Origin of the sequence: Pandoraea sp. LA3, assembly GCF_022696215.1 — a bacterium.
Classification (GTDB): domain Bacteria; phylum Pseudomonadota; class Gammaproteobacteria; order Burkholderiales; family Burkholderiaceae; genus Pandoraea; species Pandoraea capi.
Map to the genome: position 1 here is coordinate 305580 of NZ_PTPY01000041.1, position 21320 is coordinate 326899.

The 21320-nt window shown below is 64.8% G+C and carries 18 protein-coding genes; 8 read left to right on the top strand and 10 right to left on the bottom strand.

What is annotated here, in order from left to right; translation table 11 throughout:
* Window positions 1–10: 10 nt before the first annotated feature.
* The 4 genes from macA (at window position 11) to C5N93_RS27885 (ending at window position 5857) form a co-directional block, all read left to right on the top strand.
* Complete coding sequence (macA, locus tag C5N93_RS27870) at window positions 11–1213, top strand: macrolide transporter subunit MacA (protein WP_242561823.1); 1203 nt, start codon at window positions 11–13, stop codon at window positions 1211–1213.
* Window positions 1214–1237: 24 nt separating this feature from the next.
* Window positions 1238–3334: a MacB family efflux pump subunit gene (locus C5N93_RS27875; protein WP_242561824.1), complete on the top strand. Its 2097-nt coding sequence runs from the start codon at window positions 1238–1240 to the stop codon at window positions 3332–3334.
* 20 nt (window positions 3335–3354) lie between these two features.
* The gene (locus C5N93_RS27880; protein WP_242561825.1) at window positions 3355–4845 is read left to right on the top strand and encodes an efflux transporter outer membrane subunit; all 1491 of its coding nucleotides are present in this window, start codon (window positions 3355–3357) and stop codon (window positions 4843–4845) included.
* A gap of 157 nt (window positions 4846–5002) precedes the next feature.
* The gene (locus tag C5N93_RS27885; protein WP_242561826.1) at window positions 5003–5857 is read left to right on the top strand and encodes an EamA family transporter; all 855 of its coding nucleotides are present in this window, start codon (window positions 5003–5005) and stop codon (window positions 5855–5857) included.
* Between the two features lie 9 nt (window positions 5858–5866).
* Here the strand turns inward: C5N93_RS27885 and C5N93_RS27890 are convergent, their stop codons facing one another.
* The 5 genes from C5N93_RS27890 to C5N93_RS27910 are packed head-to-tail and all read right to left on the bottom strand — an operon-like array spanning window position 5867 to window position 9848.
* A complete protein-coding gene (locus tag C5N93_RS27890) occupies window positions 5867–6370 on the bottom strand; it encodes an Lrp/AsnC family transcriptional regulator (RefSeq protein ID WP_242561827.1) in 504 nt (167 codons plus the stop codon).
* 56 nt (window positions 6371–6426) lie between these two features.
* Entirely contained in the window at window positions 6427–7158 is a 732-nt protein-coding gene (locus C5N93_RS27895; RefSeq protein WP_069343625.1) for an ABC transporter permease subunit, read from the bottom strand.
* Between the two features lie 20 nt (window positions 7159–7178).
* A complete protein-coding gene (locus C5N93_RS27900; RefSeq protein ID WP_242561828.1) occupies window positions 7179–7943 on the bottom strand; it encodes an ABC transporter permease in 765 nt (254 codons plus the stop codon).
* A 22-nt stretch (window positions 7944–7965) separates the two neighbouring features.
* Window positions 7966–8844, bottom strand: a complete 879-nt coding sequence (locus C5N93_RS27905; RefSeq protein ID WP_242561829.1) for an ABC transporter ATP-binding protein — start codon at window positions 8842–8844, stop codon at window positions 7966–7968.
* Window positions 8841–9848 (bottom strand): ABC transporter substrate-binding protein, encoded by a 1008-nt coding sequence (locus tag C5N93_RS27910; protein WP_240493633.1) that lies wholly within the window; start codon window positions 9846–9848, stop codon window positions 8841–8843. The genes C5N93_RS27905 and C5N93_RS27910 overlap by 4 nt, the downstream gene beginning before the upstream one ends.
* Before the next feature lie 437 nt (window positions 9849–10285).
* Here C5N93_RS27910 and C5N93_RS27915 point away from each other — a divergent pair, with 437 nt between their 5' ends.
* A complete protein-coding gene (locus C5N93_RS27915; RefSeq protein WP_069343622.1) occupies window positions 10286–10741 on the top strand; it encodes a MarR family winged helix-turn-helix transcriptional regulator in 456 nt (151 codons plus the stop codon).
* Between the two features lie 90 nt (window positions 10742–10831).
* Here the strand turns inward: C5N93_RS27915 and C5N93_RS27920 are convergent, their stop codons facing one another.
* The 5 genes from C5N93_RS27920 to C5N93_RS27940 form a co-directional block, all read right to left on the bottom strand.
* Entirely contained in the window at window positions 10832–13120 is a 2289-nt protein-coding gene (locus C5N93_RS27920) for a molybdopterin cofactor-binding domain-containing protein (RefSeq protein WP_242561830.1), read from the bottom strand.
* Between the two features lie 175 nt (window positions 13121–13295).
* The gene (locus C5N93_RS27925; RefSeq protein ID WP_242561831.1) at window positions 13296–13949 is read right to left on the bottom strand and encodes an isochorismatase family protein; all 654 of its coding nucleotides are present in this window, start codon (window positions 13947–13949) and stop codon (window positions 13296–13298) included.
* A 55-nt stretch (window positions 13950–14004) separates the two neighbouring features.
* A complete protein-coding gene (locus tag C5N93_RS27930) occupies window positions 14005–15039 on the bottom strand; it encodes a 2,5-dihydroxypyridine 5,6-dioxygenase (protein ID WP_242561832.1) in 1035 nt (344 codons plus the stop codon).
* Window positions 15040–15109: 70 nt separating this feature from the next.
* The gene (locus C5N93_RS27935) at window positions 15110–15952 is read right to left on the bottom strand and encodes an alpha/beta hydrolase (protein WP_242561833.1); all 843 of its coding nucleotides are present in this window, start codon (window positions 15950–15952) and stop codon (window positions 15110–15112) included.
* A gap of 52 nt (window positions 15953–16004) precedes the next feature.
* A complete protein-coding gene (locus tag C5N93_RS27940; RefSeq protein ID WP_242561834.1) occupies window positions 16005–16757 on the bottom strand; it encodes an Asp/Glu racemase in 753 nt (250 codons plus the stop codon).
* A 326-nt stretch (window positions 16758–17083) separates the two neighbouring features.
* On the opposite strand from C5N93_RS27940, the gene C5N93_RS27945 reads away from it, so the two are divergent.
* The 3 genes from C5N93_RS27945 (at window position 17084) to C5N93_RS27955 (ending at window position 21299) form a co-directional block, all read left to right on the top strand.
* Window positions 17084–18253 (top strand): FAD-dependent monooxygenase, encoded by a 1170-nt coding sequence (locus C5N93_RS27945; protein ID WP_069343616.1) that lies wholly within the window; start codon window positions 17084–17086, stop codon window positions 18251–18253.
* 87 nt (window positions 18254–18340) lie between these two features.
* Window positions 18341–18844, top strand: coding sequence for a (2Fe-2S)-binding protein (locus C5N93_RS27950; protein WP_242561835.1), 504 nt, complete (start codon window positions 18341–18343; stop codon window positions 18842–18844).
* Complete coding sequence (locus tag C5N93_RS27955) at window positions 18828–21299, top strand: c-type cytochrome (protein ID WP_242561836.1); 2472 nt, start codon at window positions 18828–18830, stop codon at window positions 21297–21299. The genes C5N93_RS27950 and C5N93_RS27955 overlap by 17 nt, the downstream gene beginning before the upstream one ends.
* The last annotated feature ends 21 nt before the right edge of the window (window positions 21300–21320 follow it).

The following is a 21320-nucleotide window of genomic DNA, read 5'->3' on the forward strand; positions in this document are numbered from 1 at the left end:
ACTTCGTTCCATGATCCAGTTCATTCGCCGCCGGCCCTATCTGGTCACCAGCCTCGTTGTGCTAATCGTTCTCGTGGTGCTCGGTCTGCGCAGTCTTGCGACGCCGAAGCCGCCGCAGTACATCAGCGCCAAGGTCGAGCGCAGCGACCTCGAAAATACCGTCCTTGCCACCGGCACGCTTCAGGCGTTCCAGCAGGTCGACGTCGGCGCGCAGGTCAGCGGCCAGTTGAAGTCGCTCAAGGTCAAACTCGGCGACAAGGTGAAGAAGGGGCAGTGGCTCGCCGAGATCGATCCGGTGCTCGCGCAGAACGGTTTGCGTCAGGCCGAAGCCGACGAGCAGAATCTCCAGGCGCAGAAGCGCTCGACGACGGCCCAGTTGAAGCAGGCCGAGCTGGCCTTTGCCCGGCAGCGTCAGATGTTGCCCGACGACGCCACTTCCCGTCAGGACTTCGAATCGGCACAGGCCGCGCTCGACACGCAGCGCGCCACGCTCGCCGGACTCGATGCCCAGATCCGCAAGGCGAGCGTCGCCATCGAGTCGGCACGTGCGAACGTCGGGTACACGCGTATCGTGGCGCCCATCGACGGCCAGGTGGTCGCCATCGTCACGCAGGAAGGTCAGACGGTGATCGCGCAGCAGCAGGCGCCGGTGATTCTGAAGCTCGCCGATATGGACACCATTACCGTGAAGGCGCAGGTCTCGGAGGCGGACGTCATTCGCATCTCCCCGGGCCAGACCGCCTACTTCACGATCCTCGGCGATCCGGACAAGCGTTATTACGGCAAGCTGCGCGCCATCGAACCTGCGCCGCAGAACTTCCTCGACACGCAGAGCACGCTGGGCGGCGGTGCCACGCGCAACAACACGGCCGTCTTCTACAACGCGCTGTTCGACGTGCCGAACACCGATCATCGCCTGCGTATTTCGATGACGGCGCAGGTCAACGTGTTGCTCGGCACGGCGAAGCAGGCGCTGAGCGTGCCGGTGGCGGCGCTGGGCAAGAAGGTCGGCCCCGATCGCTACGAGGTGCGCGTGCTGGACAAGGACGCCAAGGATGGGCACGCCGTGACGCGTCAGATCGTCACGGGGCTGAATAACAACGTGCGTGTCGAAGTGCGTGAAGGTCTCTCGGCAGACGACCGGGTCGTGATCGGCGAGGCGGGCGATGGCGCGTCGACGCCGGCCGACACGTCGTCGGGCGCCGCTCAATAAAGGAAGCCGAGGATGTCGAGCGTCATGACTCAAGCCTCCGAAACGTCTCGAAACGCGGCTGATGTCTTGGGGGCCGGCGCGCACCCGATGCTGTCGCTCACGGGCATCACCCGGCGCTTCCCGTCGGGCGAGCGCGACGTTGTCGTGCTGCGCGATGTGAACCTCACCATCGAAGCGGGCGAGATCGTGGCAATCATGGGCGCGTCGGGCTCGGGCAAGTCGACGCTGATGAACATTCTCGGGTGTCTCGATCATCCGAGCGAAGGCAGCTACCGCGTGGCCGGGCGCGAGACGCGCGATCTGGACGCCGACGCGCTGGCGCAACTGCGTCGCGAGCACTTCGGGTTCATCTTCCAGCGCTATCACCTGCTGCCGCACCTCGACGCGGCGTCGAACGTGGAAATGCCGTCCGTCTACACGGGCACGCCACATGCCGCGCGTCGGTCGCGCTCGGTCATGCTGCTCGAACGGCTCGGGCTTGCGGACCGCACCGAGCATCGGCCCAGCCAGTTGTCGGGCGGTCAGCAGCAGCGCGTGAGTATCGCGCGCGCGCTGATGAACGGCGGTGAAGTCATTCTGGCGGACGAACCGACGGGCGCGCTCGACACGCGCAGCGGCCGTGAAGTCATCCGCATTCTCAAGGAACTGAACGCGCTGGGGCACACGGTCATCATCGTGACCCACGATGAGAAGGTGGCCGCGCACGCCCGCCGCATCATCGAGATTCGCGACGGCGAGATCGTGGCGGACCGCGAGAATACGCCGGTGGAGGTCGAACCGGACGCGCCTGCGCACGCCACGCCGCCCGACCAGTCGCTCGAGGAGGTGGCAAAGGCCGAGGCCTCGGCGGCATCGGCAACCGATCCGGCGTCGGTGAATGCCAGCCATGGCGGCGCGATTGCGCCGCGCCGCTGGACGGGCGGTGTCGGGCGCTTCGCCGAGGCGTTCCGCATGGCGTGGATCGCGTTGATTTCGCACCGCCTGCGCACCTTCCTGACGATGCTCGGCATCATTATTGGTATCACGTCGGTCGTCTCCATCGTGGCGATCGGGGAGGGCGCGAAGCGCTACATGCTGGCCGAGATCGGCAGTATCGGCACCAACACCATCAACATCTATCCGGGCAAGGATTGGGGGGATAACCGCGCCACGGCGATTCAGACGCTCGTGCCCGAAGACGTGCAGGCGCTCTCGGAGCAGGTCTACGTGGACAGCGCGACGCCCGAGACGGCGCGCAGTCTGCTGCTGCGTTACCGCAACGTCGACGCGAGCGCGATGGTCACGGGCGTGGGCGAGCACTTCTTTCAGGTGCGCGGTCTGAAGATCGGGCAGGGCATTGCGTTCGGCCCGGACGAGGTGCGACGTCAGGCGCAGGTGGCGGTGATCGATCAGAACACGCGTCGCAAGCTCTTTGGCTCGAATCCGAACCCGCTGGGCGAAGTGATCTTCGTGGGCAATCTGCCGTGCGTGGTGATCGGCGTGACGGTCGAGAAGAAGAGCGCGTTCGGCGACACCAAGAGCCTGAACATCTGGGTGCCTTACACGACGGCGGCCGGGCGGCTGTTCGGGCAGCGCAACGTGGACAGCATCACCGTGCGGGTGCGCGACGGTCAACCGAGCAAGGTGGCCGAGAAGAGCCTCGAGACGCTCATGACGCAGCGCCACGGCCGCAAGGACTTCTTTACGTACAACATGGACAGCGTGGTGAAGACGGTCGAAAAGACCAGCCAGTCGCTCACGCTGCTGCTGTCGCTGATCGCCGTGATTTCGCTCGTCGTGGGCGGGATCGGCGTGATGAACATCATGATCGTGTCGGTGACCGAGCGCACGCGGGAGATTGGGATTCGCATGGCGGTCGGCGCACGTCAGAGCGACATCATGCAGCAGTTCCTCGTGGAAGCGGTGATGGTGTGTCTGATCGGCGGCGCGATCGGGATTGCCTTGTCCTTCGGGGCGAGCTTCCTGTTCTCGCTGTTCGTCGAGAAATGGAAGATGGTGTTTTCGATGGGGTCGGTCGTCACGGCATTCCTGTGCTCGACGCTCATCGGCGTGGTGTTCGGCTTCATGCCTGCGCGCAATGCGGCGCGGCTGGACCCGGTCGAAGCGCTTGCCCGCGATTGAGGTATTGCCAGATGACCCGAATGATTGCTCATACTCGTCCGACTCGCCCGCTGTCCGATTCGTCGACGGCGTCGCTTGCGTCGCCCTCCCCGGTGTTGTCCCTCAGCCGCTCGGTGCTCGCGCTGGCGAGCGTGGCGGCGCTGCTCGTGGGGTGCGCCGGTGTGCGTCACGACCCGCTTCCCGCCGTGCAGGTGCCTGCGCAATGGGCGGCAGCGCCGGGGGCAGGAGCCGGCACCGTGGCCACAGCAGGCACGGCGGCCGTCATCGCCCCCGACTTCTGGCGTGCATTCGGCGATCCGGTGCTGGACAAGCTCATCACCGACGTGCTCGCCGTCAACAACGATCTGGCGGTGGCGGGGATTCGCGTCTACCGGGCGCAGTTGCAGGCCGGTTTGGCGGACACGAACCTGACGCCGTCGGTGACGGTCAACGGCAACGGCACGGTGTCGCGCACGCTCGATACGCATGCGATGGGGCGCAAGAGTACCTTGCAGGCCACGGCGTCGTACGAACTGGACCTGTGGGGCAAGCTGGCGGCGCAACGCGACGCCGCGCGCTGGGAGTATGAAGCGACCGATGCCGACCGCGAGGCCGCTCGCCTGTCGCTCATCGGCACCACGGCGCAGCTCTACTGGACGATCGGCTTCCTGAATCAGCAGATCGCCAACTCGGAAAGCAACATCGCCTACACCGAGCGCATTCTCGCGCTGGTACGTTCGCGCTATGCGGCGGGCGCGGTATCGGGGCTGGATGTGGCGCAGACGGAAGGGAGTCTGGCGGATCAGCGCGCCGCCCTGACATTGTTGGTGCAGCAGCGCACGGAGAGCCGCAATGCGGTGGCGATCCTGTTCGATCGTCCGCCTGAGCAGGCGGCGCCGGAGCCGTCGACGCTGCCGATGCAGGCGCTGCCAGCGGTCCCGGCGGGGCTGCCTGCCGGGTTGCTCGGCCGCCGGCCGGACCTGCGCGCGGCGGAGTTGCGCCTGCGCGGCACGCTCGCCAACGTCGACATCACCCGCACGAGTTTCTACCCGACGTTCACGCTGACCGGGCAACTGGGCACGACGAGCACGTCCCTTGAGCGCGTGTTGCAGAACCCTGTCGGCTCGCTGGGTCTGGGGCTGGCGTTGCCGTTCATTCAGTGGAACACCATGCAGTTGCAGATCAAGGTGTCCCAAACGCAGTACGAGGAAGCGGTGGTGAATTTCCGCAAGAGCCTCTACACCGCGCTGAGCGAAGTCGAGAATGCGCTGTCTGCACGAGATCAGATCACCAGGGAAAGCGAGCAGCGCGCCTTGTCGGTCACGCAGGCGCAACGTGCCGAGACGCTGTTGCGCTTGCGCTATCGAGCAGGGGCGATCGACGTGCAGCCGTGGCTCCAACAACTCCAGTTGCTGCGCACTGCGCAGACCGCCGATGCGCAGACGCGCCTGAACCGTCTGAACAATCGCATGGCCCTCTACAAGGCGCTGGGCGGGGCAGGGAACGCGTCGGATGTGAGCCCGCCGGCGTAATCACCACGCCATTACGCGTCGTCACGAGGCGGCGCGAGCATTTTCCTCGTCCGGCATGAAAGATCGATCAGAATACTCATGAGGCGATTGCTTACGAGGAGATTCATCACGAGAGAAAAATACAATGGCTTCTCTCTCTTTCGTGCAATGAAATTCGATGTCGAGCAATCGGAATACAGCGTTCGCGGCCGCCTTCGCCGGGATGGTATCGGTGCAATCGGGGGCGGCGTTTGCGAAATCGCTGTTCCCGCTGGTGGGCAGTGAAGGCGTTGCCGCGCTACGGCTTGGCATTTCCTCGCTCATCCTCATCGCGGTATTCCGGCCGTGGCATCTGAATCTTCGGCAACTCGGCATTTCCTGGCGGACGATGCTTGCCTACGGCATCACGCTCGCGTTGATGAATCTGCTCATCTACCGCGCCTTCGCCTACATTCCCGTGAGCATCGCAATCTCCATCGAAGTGATGGGGCCGTTGCTCGCCGCCCTGGTGAGCTCGCGCAAGAAGACCGACCTCGTCTGGATTGCCCTCGCAGCGCTCGGCATGGTGTGGCTCGCGATAGGGGATGTGCATGGCGAAATCGATATCCGGGGTGTGCTGTTCGCATTGGCGGCAGCGCTGTTTTGGGGCATCTATGTGATCGTCGGCCGTGAAGCGTCGGGCGGCGGCGGGCGAACGGTGGCCGTTGGCATGGCGATTGCCGCATTGGTTGCGGTGCCGCTGGGCGTGTCCCAGGCGGGCGGGGCATTGCTGGCCCCACATGTCCTGTTCGTCGGGTTTGGCGTGGCGGTGTTGTCGAGCATGTTGCCGTTCCTGCTCGACATCTATGCGATGCGTCGTTTGCCCGCGCGGGTGTTCGGGGTGCTGCTGAGCGGGTCACCGGCCGTCAGTGCGATTGCCGGATGGCTCGTGTTGCACGAGACGCTGACGATCACGCAATGCGTGGGCATCGGCTGTGTGATGGCGGCGTGTGCGGGATGCGCGTTGTTTTCCCGGCAGCAGGTGGACGGCTGATCGTCCCCGTTACGGCAGATCGAAGAGGGGGATCTTCAGGCCGGTTTTCACCTGATCGAGCACGATCAGCGTTCGATAGGTGAGGATGTCCGGGTTATCGGCGAAGTGTTGCCGGATGAGTTGTTCGAAGTGCTGCAAATCCCGGGAAATCATGATGATGATGAACGACACGCCGCCGTTCACGAAGTAGCACTGCTGAATCTCTTCGACGTTCCGGAAATACAGCTTCGCCCGATCCATCACGACGCTTCGATCCTCAACCAGTCGTGACTCGATGACGGCGGTGACCGGATTGCCGACGAGTTGCGGGTTCAGGACCGCAACGTTGCTCCGGATGACCCCCTTGCTCTCCAGTCGACTGATGCGACGTTGCACCGACGGTGTCGACAGGCCAACCTGTTCCGCGATTGCCCCATGCGACAGGTGGTTATCCGTTTGCAGCAGATCGAGGATGTTCAGATCGAAGCGGTCGAGCCCGCGATCGGGGCCATTCTTGTCGACTTTGTTTCTCATGGGTGGGGAGGGCGGCATGGATTCCGCATTATGCCGCCTCCGTCACCGTTGCACATTTACCGATGCGTGAGCCGCTTGTCCGCCGCCATCAGCAGACCGTTACAGGTCAGGGCGAAGATGGTGAGGAACAGCGCCACCGACATGATCGTGCCGATGTCGCCGAGGTTCATTGCATTGGTCAGCAGGTAGCCGAGTCCCTTTTGCGAGGCGAACATCTCGCCGATCAGCACGCCCAGCAGCGTGAGCGAAAAGCCCAGCCGCATTCCGGCGACGATCTCGGGAAAGATGGCGGGCAGCACGACACGCCATACGGTCTCCCGGAACGGCATGCGCATGGTCTGCGCCGCGCGCAGATACACGGGCTTCATCTGACGGATCGCGTTCATCGTGAACACGAGAATCGGGATGAGGCCGTGCATCACGCCGAACGCCACCTTGGCCGAGAGTCCCAGCCCGAAGACCAGCAGCACCAGCGGGTACAGCGTGACCTTCGGCAGCGAGTACAGATTGACCAGCAGCGGCTCGGCCACCGTGCCGGCCATGCGGTTGATGCCCAGCAGCACACCCAGCGCAATCCCGCCCGCGACGGCGATCACCAGCGCGTAGATCAGCGCGCGGCCGGTCTCGGCCACGTTATCCCAGAACGACGCCGTGCCGAGCATCTGCCACAACTCCGCGACCGTCTGCGCCGGTGAGCTTAGCGATGCGCCACCCACGGCGAGATGCAAGGCCTCCCAGAGCAGCACCACGACCAGCACGACGCAGGTAGGTCCGATCAGATTTTTCATGCGAATTCTCCGTTGCCCGCTCAGCGCTGACGCCGCGCCTGAAAGCGCGCATCGAGCCGGTTGAGCACCACGTTGATCAGCGTGACGGTGACGAGCACCATCAGCATCAGCGCGTACATGTCGTCGTTCTGGAAGTTGTTGTAGGCGTATCCGATCGCGTATCCGATGCCCGATCCCGACAGAATGAATTCCGACGCGATCACCCCGATAAACGCATACGCCACCGACAATTTCACGCCACTGAACAGATACGGCAGCGCCGCAGGCAGCTTCACGCGCAGCGCCGACTGCCAGGGCGACAGACGCATCACCCTGGCGGTCTTCGACAGCGAGCGCGGAATGCGATCGAGTCCGGTGAGCGTGGCCGTGATCATGGTCACCACCGCGAGCATCACGGCAATCGCGATGATCGGCAGCGATCCCACGCCGAACAGCACGATGAACACGGGATAGAAGATGAACGTCGGCACGGCGTAGTAGCTCACGATCATCGGCTCAAGCGCGCGCCGCACGCTGGGCATCGCATGAATCGCAAGCCCCAGCACGAAGCCCAGCACCACTGCCGTCACCGATGCCGCGACGATATTGATCAAGCTCGTCGTAATATCGTGGGCGAATCGGCCGTCGCGCAGTACTTCGATGGCATGACCGGCCATCGCGCTCGGCGCAATCATGACTTCGGTCGGGATCACACCGACGCGGCACAGAAACTCGATGAGCAGCACGAAGCCGATCACCACGCCGCCGCGCCACAGGGTTTCCCGCTTGATGATTCGTTGCGTCATCACGACTCCTCTGGCCATGAAGTCAGTGCGCGGCGCCGTCGGCGCCCATGACCTTGAGCGACTCGATACGCAGCTTCTCCCACAGGCGCGACGTAATCTCCCCGAAGCGCGGTGTGGACACCACCTGACTGTCGCGATCGCGCGACCAGCCCGTCTCCACGATATCGATGAACAGGCCGGGGCGCGACGACATCACGCCCACGCGATCGGACAGCATGGCCGCTTCGTCGAGTGCGTGCGTGATCAGCAGCACGGTGGCCGACGTTTCACGCCACAGGCGCAGCAATTCGTCGCCCATGAGCAGACGGGTCTGCTGATCGAGTGCGCCGAACGGTTCGTCGAGCAGAATCAGCCGTGGCTGGATCACCAGCGTGCGCGCAATGCACACGCGCTGACGCATGCCGCCCGAGAGTTGCGCCGGGTACGCCTTGGCGAAGTCGCGCAGCCCCATGAACCCCATGGCGTATTCCACGCGACGGTTGATCTCGGCGCCATCGACGCCCGCCGCGCGCAGGCCGAACGCGATGTTGTCGCGCACGTTGAGCCAGGGAAACGAAGCGTCCTCCTGGAACACCACGCCCACGCCGTCCGGCACGCCCTTGACCGGCTTGCCTTCGAACATCACCGTGCCGCTGCTGGGTTTGGCGAGTCCGGCGAGCGCGTCGAGCAACGTCGACTTGCCGCAACCCGACGGCCCGACGACCGAGAAGAATTCGCCCTTGAGCAGCGTCAGATCGATGGGGCCGAGCGCATGAAACAGCTCGCGCTCGCCGGGCTTGTTGAAGTAGCGCATCACGCCCGTGAGTACCGCATGGGCCTCCGGTTGCGAGACGGGCGTGGGCGCGCGTGCTGCCACGGCCTCGACGATATGGAGCTTGGAATTCGCTTGCATCAGGTTCATAGCTTCCCCTTGGCTTTCAGATCGGCCGGCAGGAAGCTCGTGTCGACGAGTTTCGACCAGTCCACGTTGTCCTTGATTTCCCCGACGAGCTTGAGCCCGTCGACCATGCGATCGAGCTCCTCGCGATCGAACTCGCCCGTGCTCCACATGCGCGAGCGCTCCATGTTGTCGACGGCCTCCTTGGCGACCGCCGGCGAGAGCTTGAAGCTGGTTTCGATGATTTTCGCTGCGCCGGCCGGGTCCGCATACGTCGCGTCGACACCGGCGCGACGCCCGGCAATGATCGCACGCAGCACATCGGGATGCGCCTTGGCGAATTCGCGCGTGGTGATGCCCACTGACGTGGTCATCGGGCGCAGCACGTCGCCGGCACGATAGACCACACGGTACTTGTCCTTGCGCACGATCGACAGCGGCTCGATCGCCACGGCGCCGGCGACGGCGCCCTGCTCAAGCATCGTCATGCCGTTGACGTAGCCGCCCGATGCCACACGCGTCACCTTGGCGGGATCGATGCCCTTGTCGCGCAACACCATCATGAACAGCATTTCCGACACGCTCTTGGGCGAGGTGATTGCCACCTTCTTGCCGACGAGATCCTCCACGGACTTCACATTGCTGTTAGGCATGGTCACCATCGACGCTTCTGCCACGCTGCGCGTGCCCGTATTGACGATGACGATATCCATGCCCTGACGCGCTGCGGCGAGTGCTGCCGATACCGCGACTTCACCGTACGGCGTCTTGCTGGCGAGGATGTTGCGCACGGTCGTGCCGCCACCACCCGAGCTAAGAATGCCCGTAATGTCGATGCCGGCCTTCTTGAACAAGCCCTTGTCGATCGCCACGGCATACGGCAGCCCGTACAGGCTGTTGCCCCACTGCGTCACCGAGATCTCCTCGGCGTGAACTGCGCGTACCGCGGGCACCAGCATGGCCGCAGCGCCCAACGTCAGGCAAGCGCGCTTGAACAGATTCGTCATCATCAGCTCCGGGTCCAACATGCAAAAGGTTTGTCGGATTCTGCGCGCACCCCGCTCGCGCAAAATACATTGTAGACACTCAAATAATCATTGCAACGCAATGTTCGTGCCACAGCCTAGGGGTTTGCACTCAGCTGCACTGCATCATGCAAAAGGCCGCAGAAATAAAGGGGTTTTTCGATGCGTCACCTGCATTTTCGTGCACGCATCGTCACATCATGATCGTGCAATTTCCAATGAAAAAATTAATGTGTACGTTATAAATTTCAGTATGCGACGTATGCTGGTGCAGGCACTCCCGGCTTTGGTGCTTCGTCACCCGGCATGCACTCGCCTGAAGCACCCCGATTTACAGTGACGTCACGCGTTTGATGCAGCACAAACTACGGAATATCAGCACTTTGGTCGTCACACTTTCAGGGTGTACACTTCATCACTTTCCATTCGGGCATCGCTTCATGACGTCGCGCAAAGACTCCTACGACTTCCACGATCAGATCGGCCACCTGCTGCGCCGCGCCTACCAGCGCCACGTCGCCATCTTTCAGGACGCCATTCCCGATTCGGACCTGACCGCCGCGCAATTCGTCGCGCTGTGCACCGTCAAGGAAAAGCAGTCGTGCTCGCTCAACGATATCGTCAAGACCACGGCCATCGATCAGGCCACCATTCGCGGCGTGGTCGAGCGTCTCAAGGCGCGACACCTCATTGAAGTCACGACCGACCCGAGCGACGGTCGCAAGCTGCTCGTGCGCGCCACCCCCGAAGGCCTCACCCTCATCAATCACACGGTGCCGTTCGCCAAGGAAGTGACCGAGCGCACCTACGGCGCGCTCAACACGGCCGAGCGCGTGGCGCTGGTGTTCCTGCTGCGCAAGATGATGGATAGCGAGACCACCGAGAAAGACGCGTAAGGCCGGCATACCCGTGCCGCAGAGGTCAGGTATCTGCCTCGATATCGTTCGTCGGCACGCTCACGCCTTCATGTGCATGCCGTTAAACCTTCACAGGGAAGGCGCCAGACTCGGTTGCGCCGGCATCAGCCGGCCCGTACTCGCCAACGCGGCGCGCACGGTTTCGGGCGTGAAAGGCGGCGCGACGATGCGTACACCTACCGCATCGTAAATCGCATTGGCCAAAGCTGCTGGCCCCGGCACCGAGGCGGACTCTCCGGCCCCCATCGGCGGCTCGCCCTGACGCGGCATGAGTACGACGTCCAGCGCAGGCAGTTCCGGGAAGGTCAGAATCGGATAGCTGCCCCATTCGCGGCTCGACACCTTGCCGTCCACGAAGCGCACGCGCTCCTTGAGCGAGCGGCTGAGCACCTGCACGACGTTGCCGTGCAACTGATGACGCACCCCGTCGGGGTTGACCATCGTGCCCGTATCCTGGCCGACTGTCACGCGCTCCACCGTCACCTCGCCGGTCACGCGATCGACGACGACATCGACAATCCACGCCGACCATGCGGCCCCGAAGCCGGGAAAGCGACTGTGCACATAGCGCGCGTAGGCCACACCGCGTCCACGCGCCTGACGCGGCGCGGTGTCCCAGCGAGAGGTGTCGTGTGACCGGGGCGTCCAGCCCGCGCGTGCGGCGACCGCTTCGAGCAGTTCGATGGCGCGTTCGTCCTTGAGATGGCGCAGTTTGAATTGCAGCGGGTCGACGCCTGTGGCCGCCGCCATTTCATCGGCAAAGGCATCGTGGGCAAACGAGTTGGGCAACGCCGACACGCCACGGAACCATGAGGCGCGCACCAGCGGCGCCATATCGTCGCAAACGAAGCGGCGGTTCGGGCTCTCGTAAGGCGATACCGCCGTGCGGTCGCCCATTTCGAAGACGCCGCCCGTCGGGGGTGTCACACCGGTCAGCAGCGAGGCGAGGAGGGGCGCATCGTTGGACGGGTAGCGAGAGGCGAAGTCGTAGGCCAGCAACTCGCCGTCGCGTGTTGCCGCACCGCGAACCGTCACGACCTGGCCCGTGCCTTTCGGCTCCCAGAGATGTTCGTCGGCGCGCGACAGTTGCACGCGTACCGGCGCGCCCACGGCGCGTGAGAGCAGCAGCGCATCGCCGCAGACGTCGTCCGCGCAATTGCGGCCGTAACAGCCCGACGCCTCCATGCGCACGATGTCGATCTGCGATTCGTCGCGGGCGATCAACTGCGACAGGTCGTAGCGCAGCGAGACCGGGTTTTGTGTGCCGGACCAGACGGTGATTCGTCCGTCGTCCTCCGCGCGGTAGTCGGCCACTGCGCACGACGGGCCGATCGAGCCGTGCATCTGATAGGGCCAGACGTAAGTGCGTTCGAGCGTGACCACGTCATCGCGCGCGAAGACCGACGCCACGTCGCCTTCGTCGAGCAGTGCGCGACGCGTGGCAGGTGCGGTGGAGATTGCCGTCGCCGGGTGGTCCATGGCGGGCAGCGAGGGCAGGGGTTTCCATGTCACGCGAAGCTCGCGCGCCGCCCGAATGGCCTGCTCCTCACGTTGCGCGACAACCCCGATGAAGTCGCCGATCACGACGACCGCTTTGACCCCCGGCAAATGCATGACGGACGACTCGTCGACGCGCAGCAGCGACGCCCCGACGAATGCGCCCGAATCGATGCCGCTGTAGGGCGGACGCACAACACGGCCGTGCAGCATGCCCGGCACGCGTACGTCGTGCACAAAGGTCAGTTCTCCGGTCGCCTTGGCCGGAAGATCGACGCGGCGCGACGATTTGCCGACCACGCGATAGGTGGCAGGGTCCTTGACCGGGGTTGCAAGATCCAGCACGAGCGCAATGCGTTCGCCGCGTACAAGTTCGGCAAAAGTGGCGCTGCATGCCACGCCGCCAGCGGTTTCACCGAACACTCGTGCGCCATCGCAAGACAGTTGCTGCGCGGGAATGCCGAATCGACGGCTGGCCAGCCCGATCAGTGCATGACGCGCCTGCGCCGCCGCGCATCGCAGCGGTACGGCGGAAATCTGAATGGTGGCGCTCGCGATGGTCGGGCCCTGATTGGGCGTTGCGTCGGTATGGCCGAGCTGCATCGACACCTGAGCGGCTTCGACATCGAGCTCTTCGGCCACGATCTGTGCGAGCGACGTGCGGATGCCGGTGCCCAGATCGACATGACCGTTGAACGCGAGAATCCGTCCGTCGTCGAGCACGGCGACGAACACTTCGGCGACTTCGGGCACGAAGCTCGAATGGCTGCCCGGCTGACCGGGGGCGGGCTTGATGGGTTTGACGGGCTGGCGGATGACTGTCAGGCAGCCGTCGCGCGCCAGTAATTCGGTGCGATTCACAAGCAGATTCCTGTGGTTCGGCAAGTGCCGTCGCACCATGCCATTCGTCACGGTAGGGGGCCAATATTGGCCCGTCAATCACCCTGCGGTCGTTCTTCCCAACTTGCCAGCCGTTCCCGTCCCCGGCCACCGCCTCACGCGCCCGCGATCCCGGGCGCGCGGCGGGTTTCGTGCGTCAGCGAATGCGCTTGTCGGCGGCCTGGATGGCTTCGATGGCTTCTTCCAGCGGCATCACCGCCGCATACTTCTGCTGCATGTCGAACAGGTTGGCCTCGTGCGGCGCGATGGCGCGATCGCCCACGCAGTCGGACAGCACCAGCGGCCGGAAGCCGTGCGACATGGCGTCGACCACGCTCGCGCGCACGCAGCCGCTGGTCACCGCACCCGCGACGAGCAGCGTCTGCACGGCGCGCTGCGAGAGCCACGGTGCGAGCTGCGTGCCGAAAAATGCCGACGGCACGACCTTGCGCACGACCAGTTCACCCGGCGCGGGCGTCAGCTCCGGCACGATGGCGCTGTTCGGATGATCTTCGGTCAGGGTTGCCATGCCCGGCACCTTGAGCGAAAACACGTTGTCGTCGCTGCCGTCGTCGGCATACACGATACGGCTGTGCGCCACCGGCCATCCGTTGCGACGCGCGAGCGCCAGCGCATCGACCGTGCGTGCGATGGCCTGCGGAATGTTGCCGCCGCCGAAGGTCTTCGGGTCGGCAAAACCGACCACCAGATCGATGATCAGCAAGCCGATATTGCCCTGGACCGGCAGCGGCGTGCCGAAGCCCTGGCGTTGATAGACATGGGCTTCGGCGTGTTGCGAGGTATCACTCATGACGTCTTGTCTCTGGGTTGGATGCGCGGCGCGATGCCGCACGGATCATTCGCTTTCACTCGTTCACGACCCGGCCGTCCTGCACGACGACGGCGTTGTCGAGCGACACCGTGCAGTGGCGCAGGGGGATGTCGATGTGGCACGTCGTGGTGCGGCTGCCGCCGCCTTCGTTGTTCGGGCCGAGCGAGAACAGGAAGTTGCCTTCGAACGCGCGCGCATCCATGCCGATCGTCGCTTCGCGGTCGTACAACCCGAGCGTCGACCAGCGCGCCCTCGGTTGCAACCCCCAGCCGATGTGCGAGATGGCATAGCCCTCGGGGTCGCGGAACGTCTCCATGTAGTCGCGCAGCAGCGCGGCGTCCACCCCGCCTTCGATGCGCGTGGCATATCCCTTTTCCACGGTCAGCACGATCGGCTCCGTGACATAGCGCTTTTGCGGCAGCAGAATGTCGCCGCGATCGATCACGATGGTGCCGTGCGCCGTGTGATCGTTCGGATACGAGAGGGCGAAACCGCTCGGCCAGTGATCCCAGCGTCCCGGCTCGTCGACGAAGCCGTACTCGGCCGTCGGGCCGAATTCGCCCATCGGGCAGACCAGCGACGTACCGGCAGCCGACGTCACGCGCATCTCGCGCGCTGCGCTCAGTTTTTCGGCGGCGGCCAGCACGCGGGCCTTGTCCGCCAGCGTCGGCACCATGCGTGCCAGTACTTCCGGCGGCTCAACGGCGAGCAGGATCTTCGTGCCGCCCTTGAGAATGTCGTGCTGTTCCGGCGAGAACAGCAGCGTCATCAGATCAAGCACCAGGTCGCTGTGCTTGAGTGCGGCAATGGCGGCGCGGTTGCCGGTCAGCGGCGTGGTGCCGAGATAGGCCAGCGAGTCGCGGCTGAACGCCTTTTCGCCGTTTACGGGCGGCAGGTCGAGCCGGTTGACGATCGCGCCCATGGACTGCGTGGCGATCAGCGCGCACGACAGCGTTTGCGGATGTGTCGACGAACTCGTGAGAATCGTGACGGTCTGCCCGGGCGTCAGCTTCGAGAGCGTGAGCACTTCCTTCCAGGCTTCGATCAATTGGTAATCGCTGATGGCCATCGTATGACTCCTTGTTGACCTCTTGGTACGGCGCCTTCGTTGGGTTCTCGTGACGGTCGTGGCGTGATCGTCAGACGGCGACCGGCCCGCCGAGCGGTGCGCCGAGGAAGTCACCGAACGCCGCATAGAAACCCGCGGCGTTGTCCCACGGAATCATGTGGCCGGCGTTCGGCACACGCACATGCTGCATGGCCGGCGTGGCGCGCTGCAATTCCGCAACGTCCTCGTCGCGCACCACGTCGCCGTTCTGCGCCGTGATGAGCAGCGACGGCACCCGCAACTGTGCGGCGTCGGCGTGGAAATCGTCGTGATGGAAACCTTCGTAGGACGCCAGCACGGCGCGCTCGTCGCAGGTGTGCAGCCATTCGGCGCGCAGCGTGCGCTCCTCTTCCGTCCATGTCGGACAGAAGGCGCGCATGCCCTCGGCATCGGTGCCCGCACGTGCGAGTGCCATCGAATCCACATACCAGGGCAGTTTGCCCGGATACTCGCGGCGACCCGGACCGGAGACCGGCGGGTCGACCAGCACTACCGACGCCAGACCGTGCGGCTCGCGCAGGGCGGCGCGTGCGGCGATGCGCGCACCCATCGAATGGCCCACGAGTATCACGCGCGTCAGCCCCAGGGCGGCAACGAGCGCGGCTACGTCATCTGCTTGAGCGTCGAGGCTGTAGTCGAGGTCGGCCGAAGCGCTCGACAGGCCGCGCCCGCGAACGTCGAGCACGTAGGTGTCGAACTCACGGCCGAACACCTCGCCGACGAAGCCCCATGTGATGGCCGGACTCGTGATGCCGGGGATGAGCACGATGGCCGGGCGCGATGCGCGCGCACCGTGTGCGCCGCCATAGCGCAGGTAATGCTGGCGAATGCCGTTGGCGGCCACATTGGCGCCGTACTGGAACGTGGAAGGCATGAGACAGGCTCCGCGAAAGTCGTGATGTCGGGGCGGGAGAAGAGGCGGCGTGTCAGTACGCACCGGAGAGCAGCGCCCCGGCACCCGGAACGATCGGCTCCAGATCCAGTTCGCGCAACATGGCATAGGTCGTGGCGATTGCCGCCGTAATCACGGGCTTGCCCGTCATGGCTTCGACCTTCGACACCGCCGGCAGCGATGGCATCTGCACGCACGCGGAAAGCACAATGGCGTCGGCATCGTCGTAGGGCAGCGTCTTGACGATGTCCGGCAGACGGCTCGGATCGTGACGGCCGACGTCGAGGTTGTCGGGAATTTCGAGTGCGCGATACGCGATCACTTCAAAGCCTTCGTTACGGATGTAATCGACGACCAGTTCGGTGAGCGGCACCATGTACGGCGCCACCACGACGATGCGCTTCGCACCGATCACGCGCAGCGCATCGACCAGCGCACCGGCGCTCGTGAGCACCGGGGCCGCGCCGCCATTCTCGACGGTCTTCTCCGTCAAACGCTTCTGCGACACGCGGTGATAGCCGCGACCCATGGCCATGATCGCCACGAGGCAGGCGTAGCCGAGCACGTCCACACGTGCATCGCTCAGCTCCAGCGCGCAGCGATCCGATTCGGCGTCCATGGCCGCGAGCTCTTCCTTGACCACTTTCTTCATCCGCATGCGGCTCGAATGGAACGTGAAGCGCTCGGGCCGGATCGTCTCGCGCAGCCGCAGCATCGCGGGAATTTCGGTTTCCATGGTGGTGTTGGAACTCGGCACGATCTGGCCGATGCGGAATTGCTTGGTCATGACGGCATTCTCCCGAAGGGTTGGGCGACCCGGCTGGTGCACGGTAGCAATACCGTGCACACACCATAAATGGTCAAGGTGCGAGAAACTCTAGCGCACACATTATATTTTCGCAACACAAGACAAAATCCCCGATGGCGCCCATGAGGCCGCATGGATCAAGGGGTGTACGTGAATTGATCGATCCTTATCGGGGCAAACCCTGACGTGACATTTTTCTTCTTGCGATCAAAATTTATCGTGTGTACGCTTTGATTCATCGAACTCAACCAGCCCGGATGTTCCCCCGATTCACGGCTAAGCCGGGCGCACGATCAGGAGCTTTCATGAGCAAACCACGCATCGCCGTTATCGGCGCAGGCCTGGGCGGCACGGCGGCCGCCGGTCTGCTGGAGCGCAGCGGCTACGACGTTGCGCTGTATGAGCAGGCCCCGGCCTTCTCGCGTCTGGGCGCCGGCATTCACCTGGGGCCGAACGTGATGAAGATCATGCGTCGCCTGGGTATCGAAGATGCGCTCAACGTCATGGGCTCGCACCCCGACTACTGGTACAGCCGTGACTGGAAGACGGCCGAGGCGATGTCGCAGATTCCGCTGGGCGAGTTCGCATTGAAAACCTACGGTGCGACCTATCTGACGGTGCATCGCGGCGACTTTCACGAGTTGATGACGCGCGCCGTCTCGCCGGGCACCATCCGCTTCGGCAAGTGCCTGCAATCGGTGGAGGACACCGGTCGTGAAGTGCGCATGACCTTTACCGACGGCACCGTCGAGACGGCCGATATCCTGATCGGCGCCGATGGCGTGAACTCGAAGGTTCGCGAGCATCTGCTGGGCGCGGAGCCGCCGCGCTACACGGGGTATGTCGCGCATCGCGCCGTGTTCCCGGCATCGCTGCTGGGCAACAAGCCTTACGACATGTGCGTGAAGTGGTGGTCGGAAGATCGCCACATGATGGTCTACTACGTGACCGAGAAGAAGGACGAGTACTACTACGTGACCGGGGTGCCGCAGAAGGAATGGCCGGCTGGCGTGTCCATGCTGCCGAGCAGCCGCGAGGAGATGCTCGAAGCGTTCGCTGGCTACCACGCCGACGTGCAGCATCTGATCGAGGTCTCGCCGACGATCACCAAGTGGCCGCTGCTCGAACGCGATCCGTTGCCGCTGTGGAGCCGTGGCCGTCTGGTCATGCTGGGCGATGCCTGCCACCCGATGAAGCCGCACATGGCGCAAGGCGCAGCGATGGCCATCGAAGACGCCGCCATGCTCACGCGCTGCCTGAACGAAGTGGGCGTCACCGATTACGGCAATGCCTTCGCGCTTTACGAGGCGAACCGTGCGGCGCGCGCCTCCGAGGTGCAGCGCGTGTCCCACAACAATACCTGGCTGCGCACCAATGAGGACCCGGCCTGGGTGTTCGGTTACGATGTGTTCGAGATCCCCCTCGTCCCCGCTTCCTCGCGCACGGTTGCGCCGCCGCTGAGCGCCGTCGCCTGACTTGCAGGCACAGGACTTGCATGAACCTGCGGGGTGAGGCGTCCGGTACGGGCGGCGTCACCCCGATTTTTCGTCTGCGAGTAATCCATGGCCGTATCGAATACCGTCGCAGGACCAGTCACGCTGTGCGTGAACGGCGAGCGCCACAGCGTGGCGGATGCGACACCGGACACGCCGCTGCTCTACGTGCTGCGTAACGATCTTGCGCTCAACGGCCCGAAGTATGGCTGCGGGCTTGGTCAATGCGGCGCGTGCACGGTACTCGTGGACGGTCAGCCCGCGCGCTCATGCGTGGTACCGGTCAGCATCGCTCGCGAACGCGAGGTCACCACGCTCGAAGGGCTGGGCCGGATCGATGATCTGCATCCGATCCAGCGCGCTTTCATCGACGAGCAGGCGGCGCAGTGCGGGTATTGCCTGAACGGCATGATCATGAGCGCCAAGGCGTTGCTCGACCGCAATCCCACACCCGACGACAGCGAGATTCACGCCGCATTGCGCTTCAATCTGTGCCGCTGCGGGACACACTACGAAATCGTCAAAGCCGTGCATCGCGCGGCGCAATACCTGCAACATGACACGGATCGATAGCGTCGATGGCGTCCCTCGTGACGATAGCGACGCGCACCGCGTCGTGCCCGCCGGCAAGGCCGATGCACTTCCCGCCACCGGGAGTGCCTTCGGATCGCAGACGCCGGATGGCGGGCCGCATGCGACCTACGGCTGGCCGACGCTTGACGGCGATGCCGTCGCCCGGCTCGATGTGACGGCGCGCACGCGCGCCGACGGCACACTGCGCACCTGGGACTACCGGGCAGAGGTATCCAGCGATGCCGCCCCCGGCGACGCTGCGCCTCCCATGATGGCATCGCAGGACACTGCACTGCCGCCACCGCAGCTTTATCGTCACGACGTCAGCGCCATGCAGGTGAGCGACGTCGGCCATCGAATTCCGCCGCAAGCGCACACGTTTGCGCGTGAATCGTTCATCGACGAAGCGGCAACGGACGCCGGGTACGACCCGGTCAGCTACCGCCTGCACCATCTCGATCCCCGGCAAGACGCCGGTGCACGTGAGGTCATCTGCATGGTGGCGCAGCGCGCCGCGTGGGGACTGCCGGAGCGCGCCGATGCGCCGGCCGTACCGGATGGCTGGCGCCGCGGCCGGGGTTTCGCTTTCGATGGTGGCGCCTCTGACGTGACGGACGGCGCGACGGACGGCGCGCCGGACGCCTGGTCGGCGTGGATCGTCGATCTGGACGTCAACCCGCAATCGGGGGACATCGCGATTCGCCGCGTGGTCGCCGGTGCCGCGACGGGTGAGCCCGACGCCGCCCCTCACGTAAGCGGTCTGCCCGCGTGGCAGATCACCGACGCGATGCAGCGCGCGTTGGGCATGGCATGGCACGCCGAAGCGGCGCACGACGAAACCGGTACCGATAACCCCAACGACAATCAGGCAGCCGTTGCGCTCGCGCTGCAACGCGCGCTGACGCAGGCCAGCGAGATGCCGGATGGCGCCCATGCGCCTCACGAGCTCTCGGAGGCCGACGCTCGCCGTCTGGCGAATGCGTCGGCGTCGGCTGCCGCAGCCATCGCCAATGCCTTGTTCGACGCGACCGGCGTGCGCCTGCGTCGGCCGCCGTTCGATCCGGCCAGCCTGCGTCAGGCGTTTCGCGATCCGGTCGCAGCAGAGATTGCCGGGGTGGCAAATGCCCCCGCCGACCGGCGTCGCCCGGCACGCTGGCGTCGCTGGCTCGCGGGCGGCGGCATCGGCGGACTGATCGGCGGGCTGGTCGGACTCGCGTGCGCCATGCTGCCCGGACCGGCGGAAATTGCCCCCATCTCGGCGGCAGACAACACGTTGTGGTCCGCCGCGACGCTGGAGCGCGGACGACAGGTCGCTCTGGCGGGCGATTGCGCCGTCTGCCATACGACCCGGGGCGGCGCGACCAATGCCGGTGGCCTCGCGCTGGAAACACCGTTCGGCACCGTCTACTCGACCAACCTCACGCCCGACCCCGAGACCGGTATCGGTCGCTGGTCGTATGCCGCCTTCGCGCGCGCCATGCGTGAGGGCATCTCCCGAGACGGCTCGCATCTGTACCCCGCATTTCCGTACACGTCGTTTGCCAAAATGAGCGAGCCGGACATGCTCGCGCTCTACGGGTATCTGATGTCGCAACCGGCCGTCTCGAATACGCCGCCGAAAACCGAACTCCCGTTCCCGCTCAATCAACGACGTCTGGTTGCCGGGTGGAACTGGATGTATCACGACACCGCCGAATATCGTCCCGATCCCGCGCAGTCGACGCTGTGGAATCGCGGTCGTTACCTTGTCGACGGCGCGGGGCATTGCGGGGCCTGCCATACGCCGCGCAACATGCTCGGCGCGGAGCGCGACAAGCTGTATCTGCGCGGCGGCGAAGCTGAGGGCTGGCGCGCGCCGCCGCTCGTCGGTACCCCCGACACGCCGGTGCCGTGGACCGAAGCGGCGCTCTTCGATTACTTGCGCACCGGCTTCTCGCCGGAGCATGGGGTCGCCGCGGGTCCGATGGCGCCTGTGGTATCCGGACTTGCCGCGTTGCCCGAATCCGACGTGCGCGCCATCGCGCATTACATCTCGTCGCTGTCGCCGCAACCCGACACGGCCAAGGTGGCCGATCTCGTGCGTAATCGCGCTGCGGGTGTGGACATTGCGACCACGCTCGGACTCGAGAACGGTCGTCGCGCTTTCGAGGCGGCCTGCGCCGTTTGCCATACAGATTCGGGCGGCGTGGGGCACTTTGGCGTGCGACCGCTGATGGGACTCAATACGAGCGTCAGTCAGGCCAGCCCCGACAACCTCATGCATGTGCTGATGAACGGCATCGATCAGCCCGCGACGGAAGGCCTCGGCTACATGCCCGGGTTCCGCGACGCGTTCGACGATCGCCAGATGGCCGAGCTTGCCGCCTACATCCGCACGCGCTACGCCCCCGACCAGCCCGCATGGGAAAACCTGGGCGGCGCCGCTGCCCGTGCGCGCGCCGCACACCATCCCTGAGCGTTCGCTCGATCCACGGAG

What these genes read in the sequence shown, in the direction of transcription:
- macA (WP_242561823.1), top strand. Translation starts at nt 11, where the DNA reads ATGATCCAGTTCATTCGCCGCCGGCCCTATCTGGTCACCAGCCTCGTT.
- C5N93_RS27875 (WP_242561824.1), top strand. Translation starts at nt 1,238, where the DNA reads ATGACTCAAGCCTCCGAAACGTCTCGAAACGCGGCTGATGTCTTGGGG.
- C5N93_RS27880 (WP_242561825.1), top strand. Translation starts at nt 3,355, where the DNA reads ATGATTGCTCATACTCGTCCGACTCGCCCGCTGTCCGATTCGTCGACG.
- C5N93_RS27885 (WP_242561826.1), top strand. Translation starts at nt 5,003, where the DNA reads ATGTCGAGCAATCGGAATACAGCGTTCGCGGCCGCCTTCGCCGGGATG.
- C5N93_RS27890 (WP_242561827.1), bottom strand. Translation starts at nt 6,370, where the DNA reads ATGAGAAACAAAGTCGACAAGAATGGCCCCGATCGCGGGCTCGACCGC.
- C5N93_RS27895 (WP_069343625.1), bottom strand. Translation starts at nt 7,158, where the DNA reads ATGAAAAATCTGATCGGACCTACCTGCGTCGTGCTGGTCGTGGTGCTG.
- C5N93_RS27900 (WP_242561828.1), bottom strand. Translation starts at nt 7,943, where the DNA reads ATGACGCAACGAATCATCAAGCGGGAAACCCTGTGGCGCGGCGGCGTG.
- C5N93_RS27905 (WP_242561829.1), bottom strand. Translation starts at nt 8,844, where the DNA reads ATGAACCTGATGCAAGCGAATTCCAAGCTCCATATCGTCGAGGCCGTG.
- C5N93_RS27910 (WP_240493633.1), bottom strand. Translation starts at nt 9,848, where the DNA reads ATGTTGGACCCGGAGCTGATGATGACGAATCTGTTCAAGCGCGCTTGC.
- C5N93_RS27915 (WP_069343622.1), top strand. Translation starts at nt 10,286, where the DNA reads ATGACGTCGCGCAAAGACTCCTACGACTTCCACGATCAGATCGGCCAC.
- C5N93_RS27925 (WP_242561831.1), bottom strand. Translation starts at nt 13,949, where the DNA reads ATGAGTGATACCTCGCAACACGCCGAAGCCCATGTCTATCAACGCCAG.
- C5N93_RS27930 (WP_242561832.1), bottom strand. Translation starts at nt 15,039, where the DNA reads ATGGCCATCAGCGATTACCAATTGATCGAAGCCTGGAAGGAAGTGCTC.
- C5N93_RS27935 (WP_242561833.1), bottom strand. Translation starts at nt 15,952, where the DNA reads ATGCCTTCCACGTTCCAGTACGGCGCCAATGTGGCCGCCAACGGCATT.
- C5N93_RS27940 (WP_242561834.1), bottom strand. Translation starts at nt 16,757, where the DNA reads ATGACCAAGCAATTCCGCATCGGCCAGATCGTGCCGAGTTCCAACACC.
- C5N93_RS27945 (WP_069343616.1), top strand. Translation starts at nt 17,084, where the DNA reads ATGAGCAAACCACGCATCGCCGTTATCGGCGCAGGCCTGGGCGGCACG.
- C5N93_RS27950 (WP_242561835.1), top strand. Translation starts at nt 18,341, where the DNA reads ATGGCCGTATCGAATACCGTCGCAGGACCAGTCACGCTGTGCGTGAAC.
- C5N93_RS27955 (WP_242561836.1), top strand. Translation starts at nt 18,828, where the DNA reads ATGACACGGATCGATAGCGTCGATGGCGTCCCTCGTGACGATAGCGAC.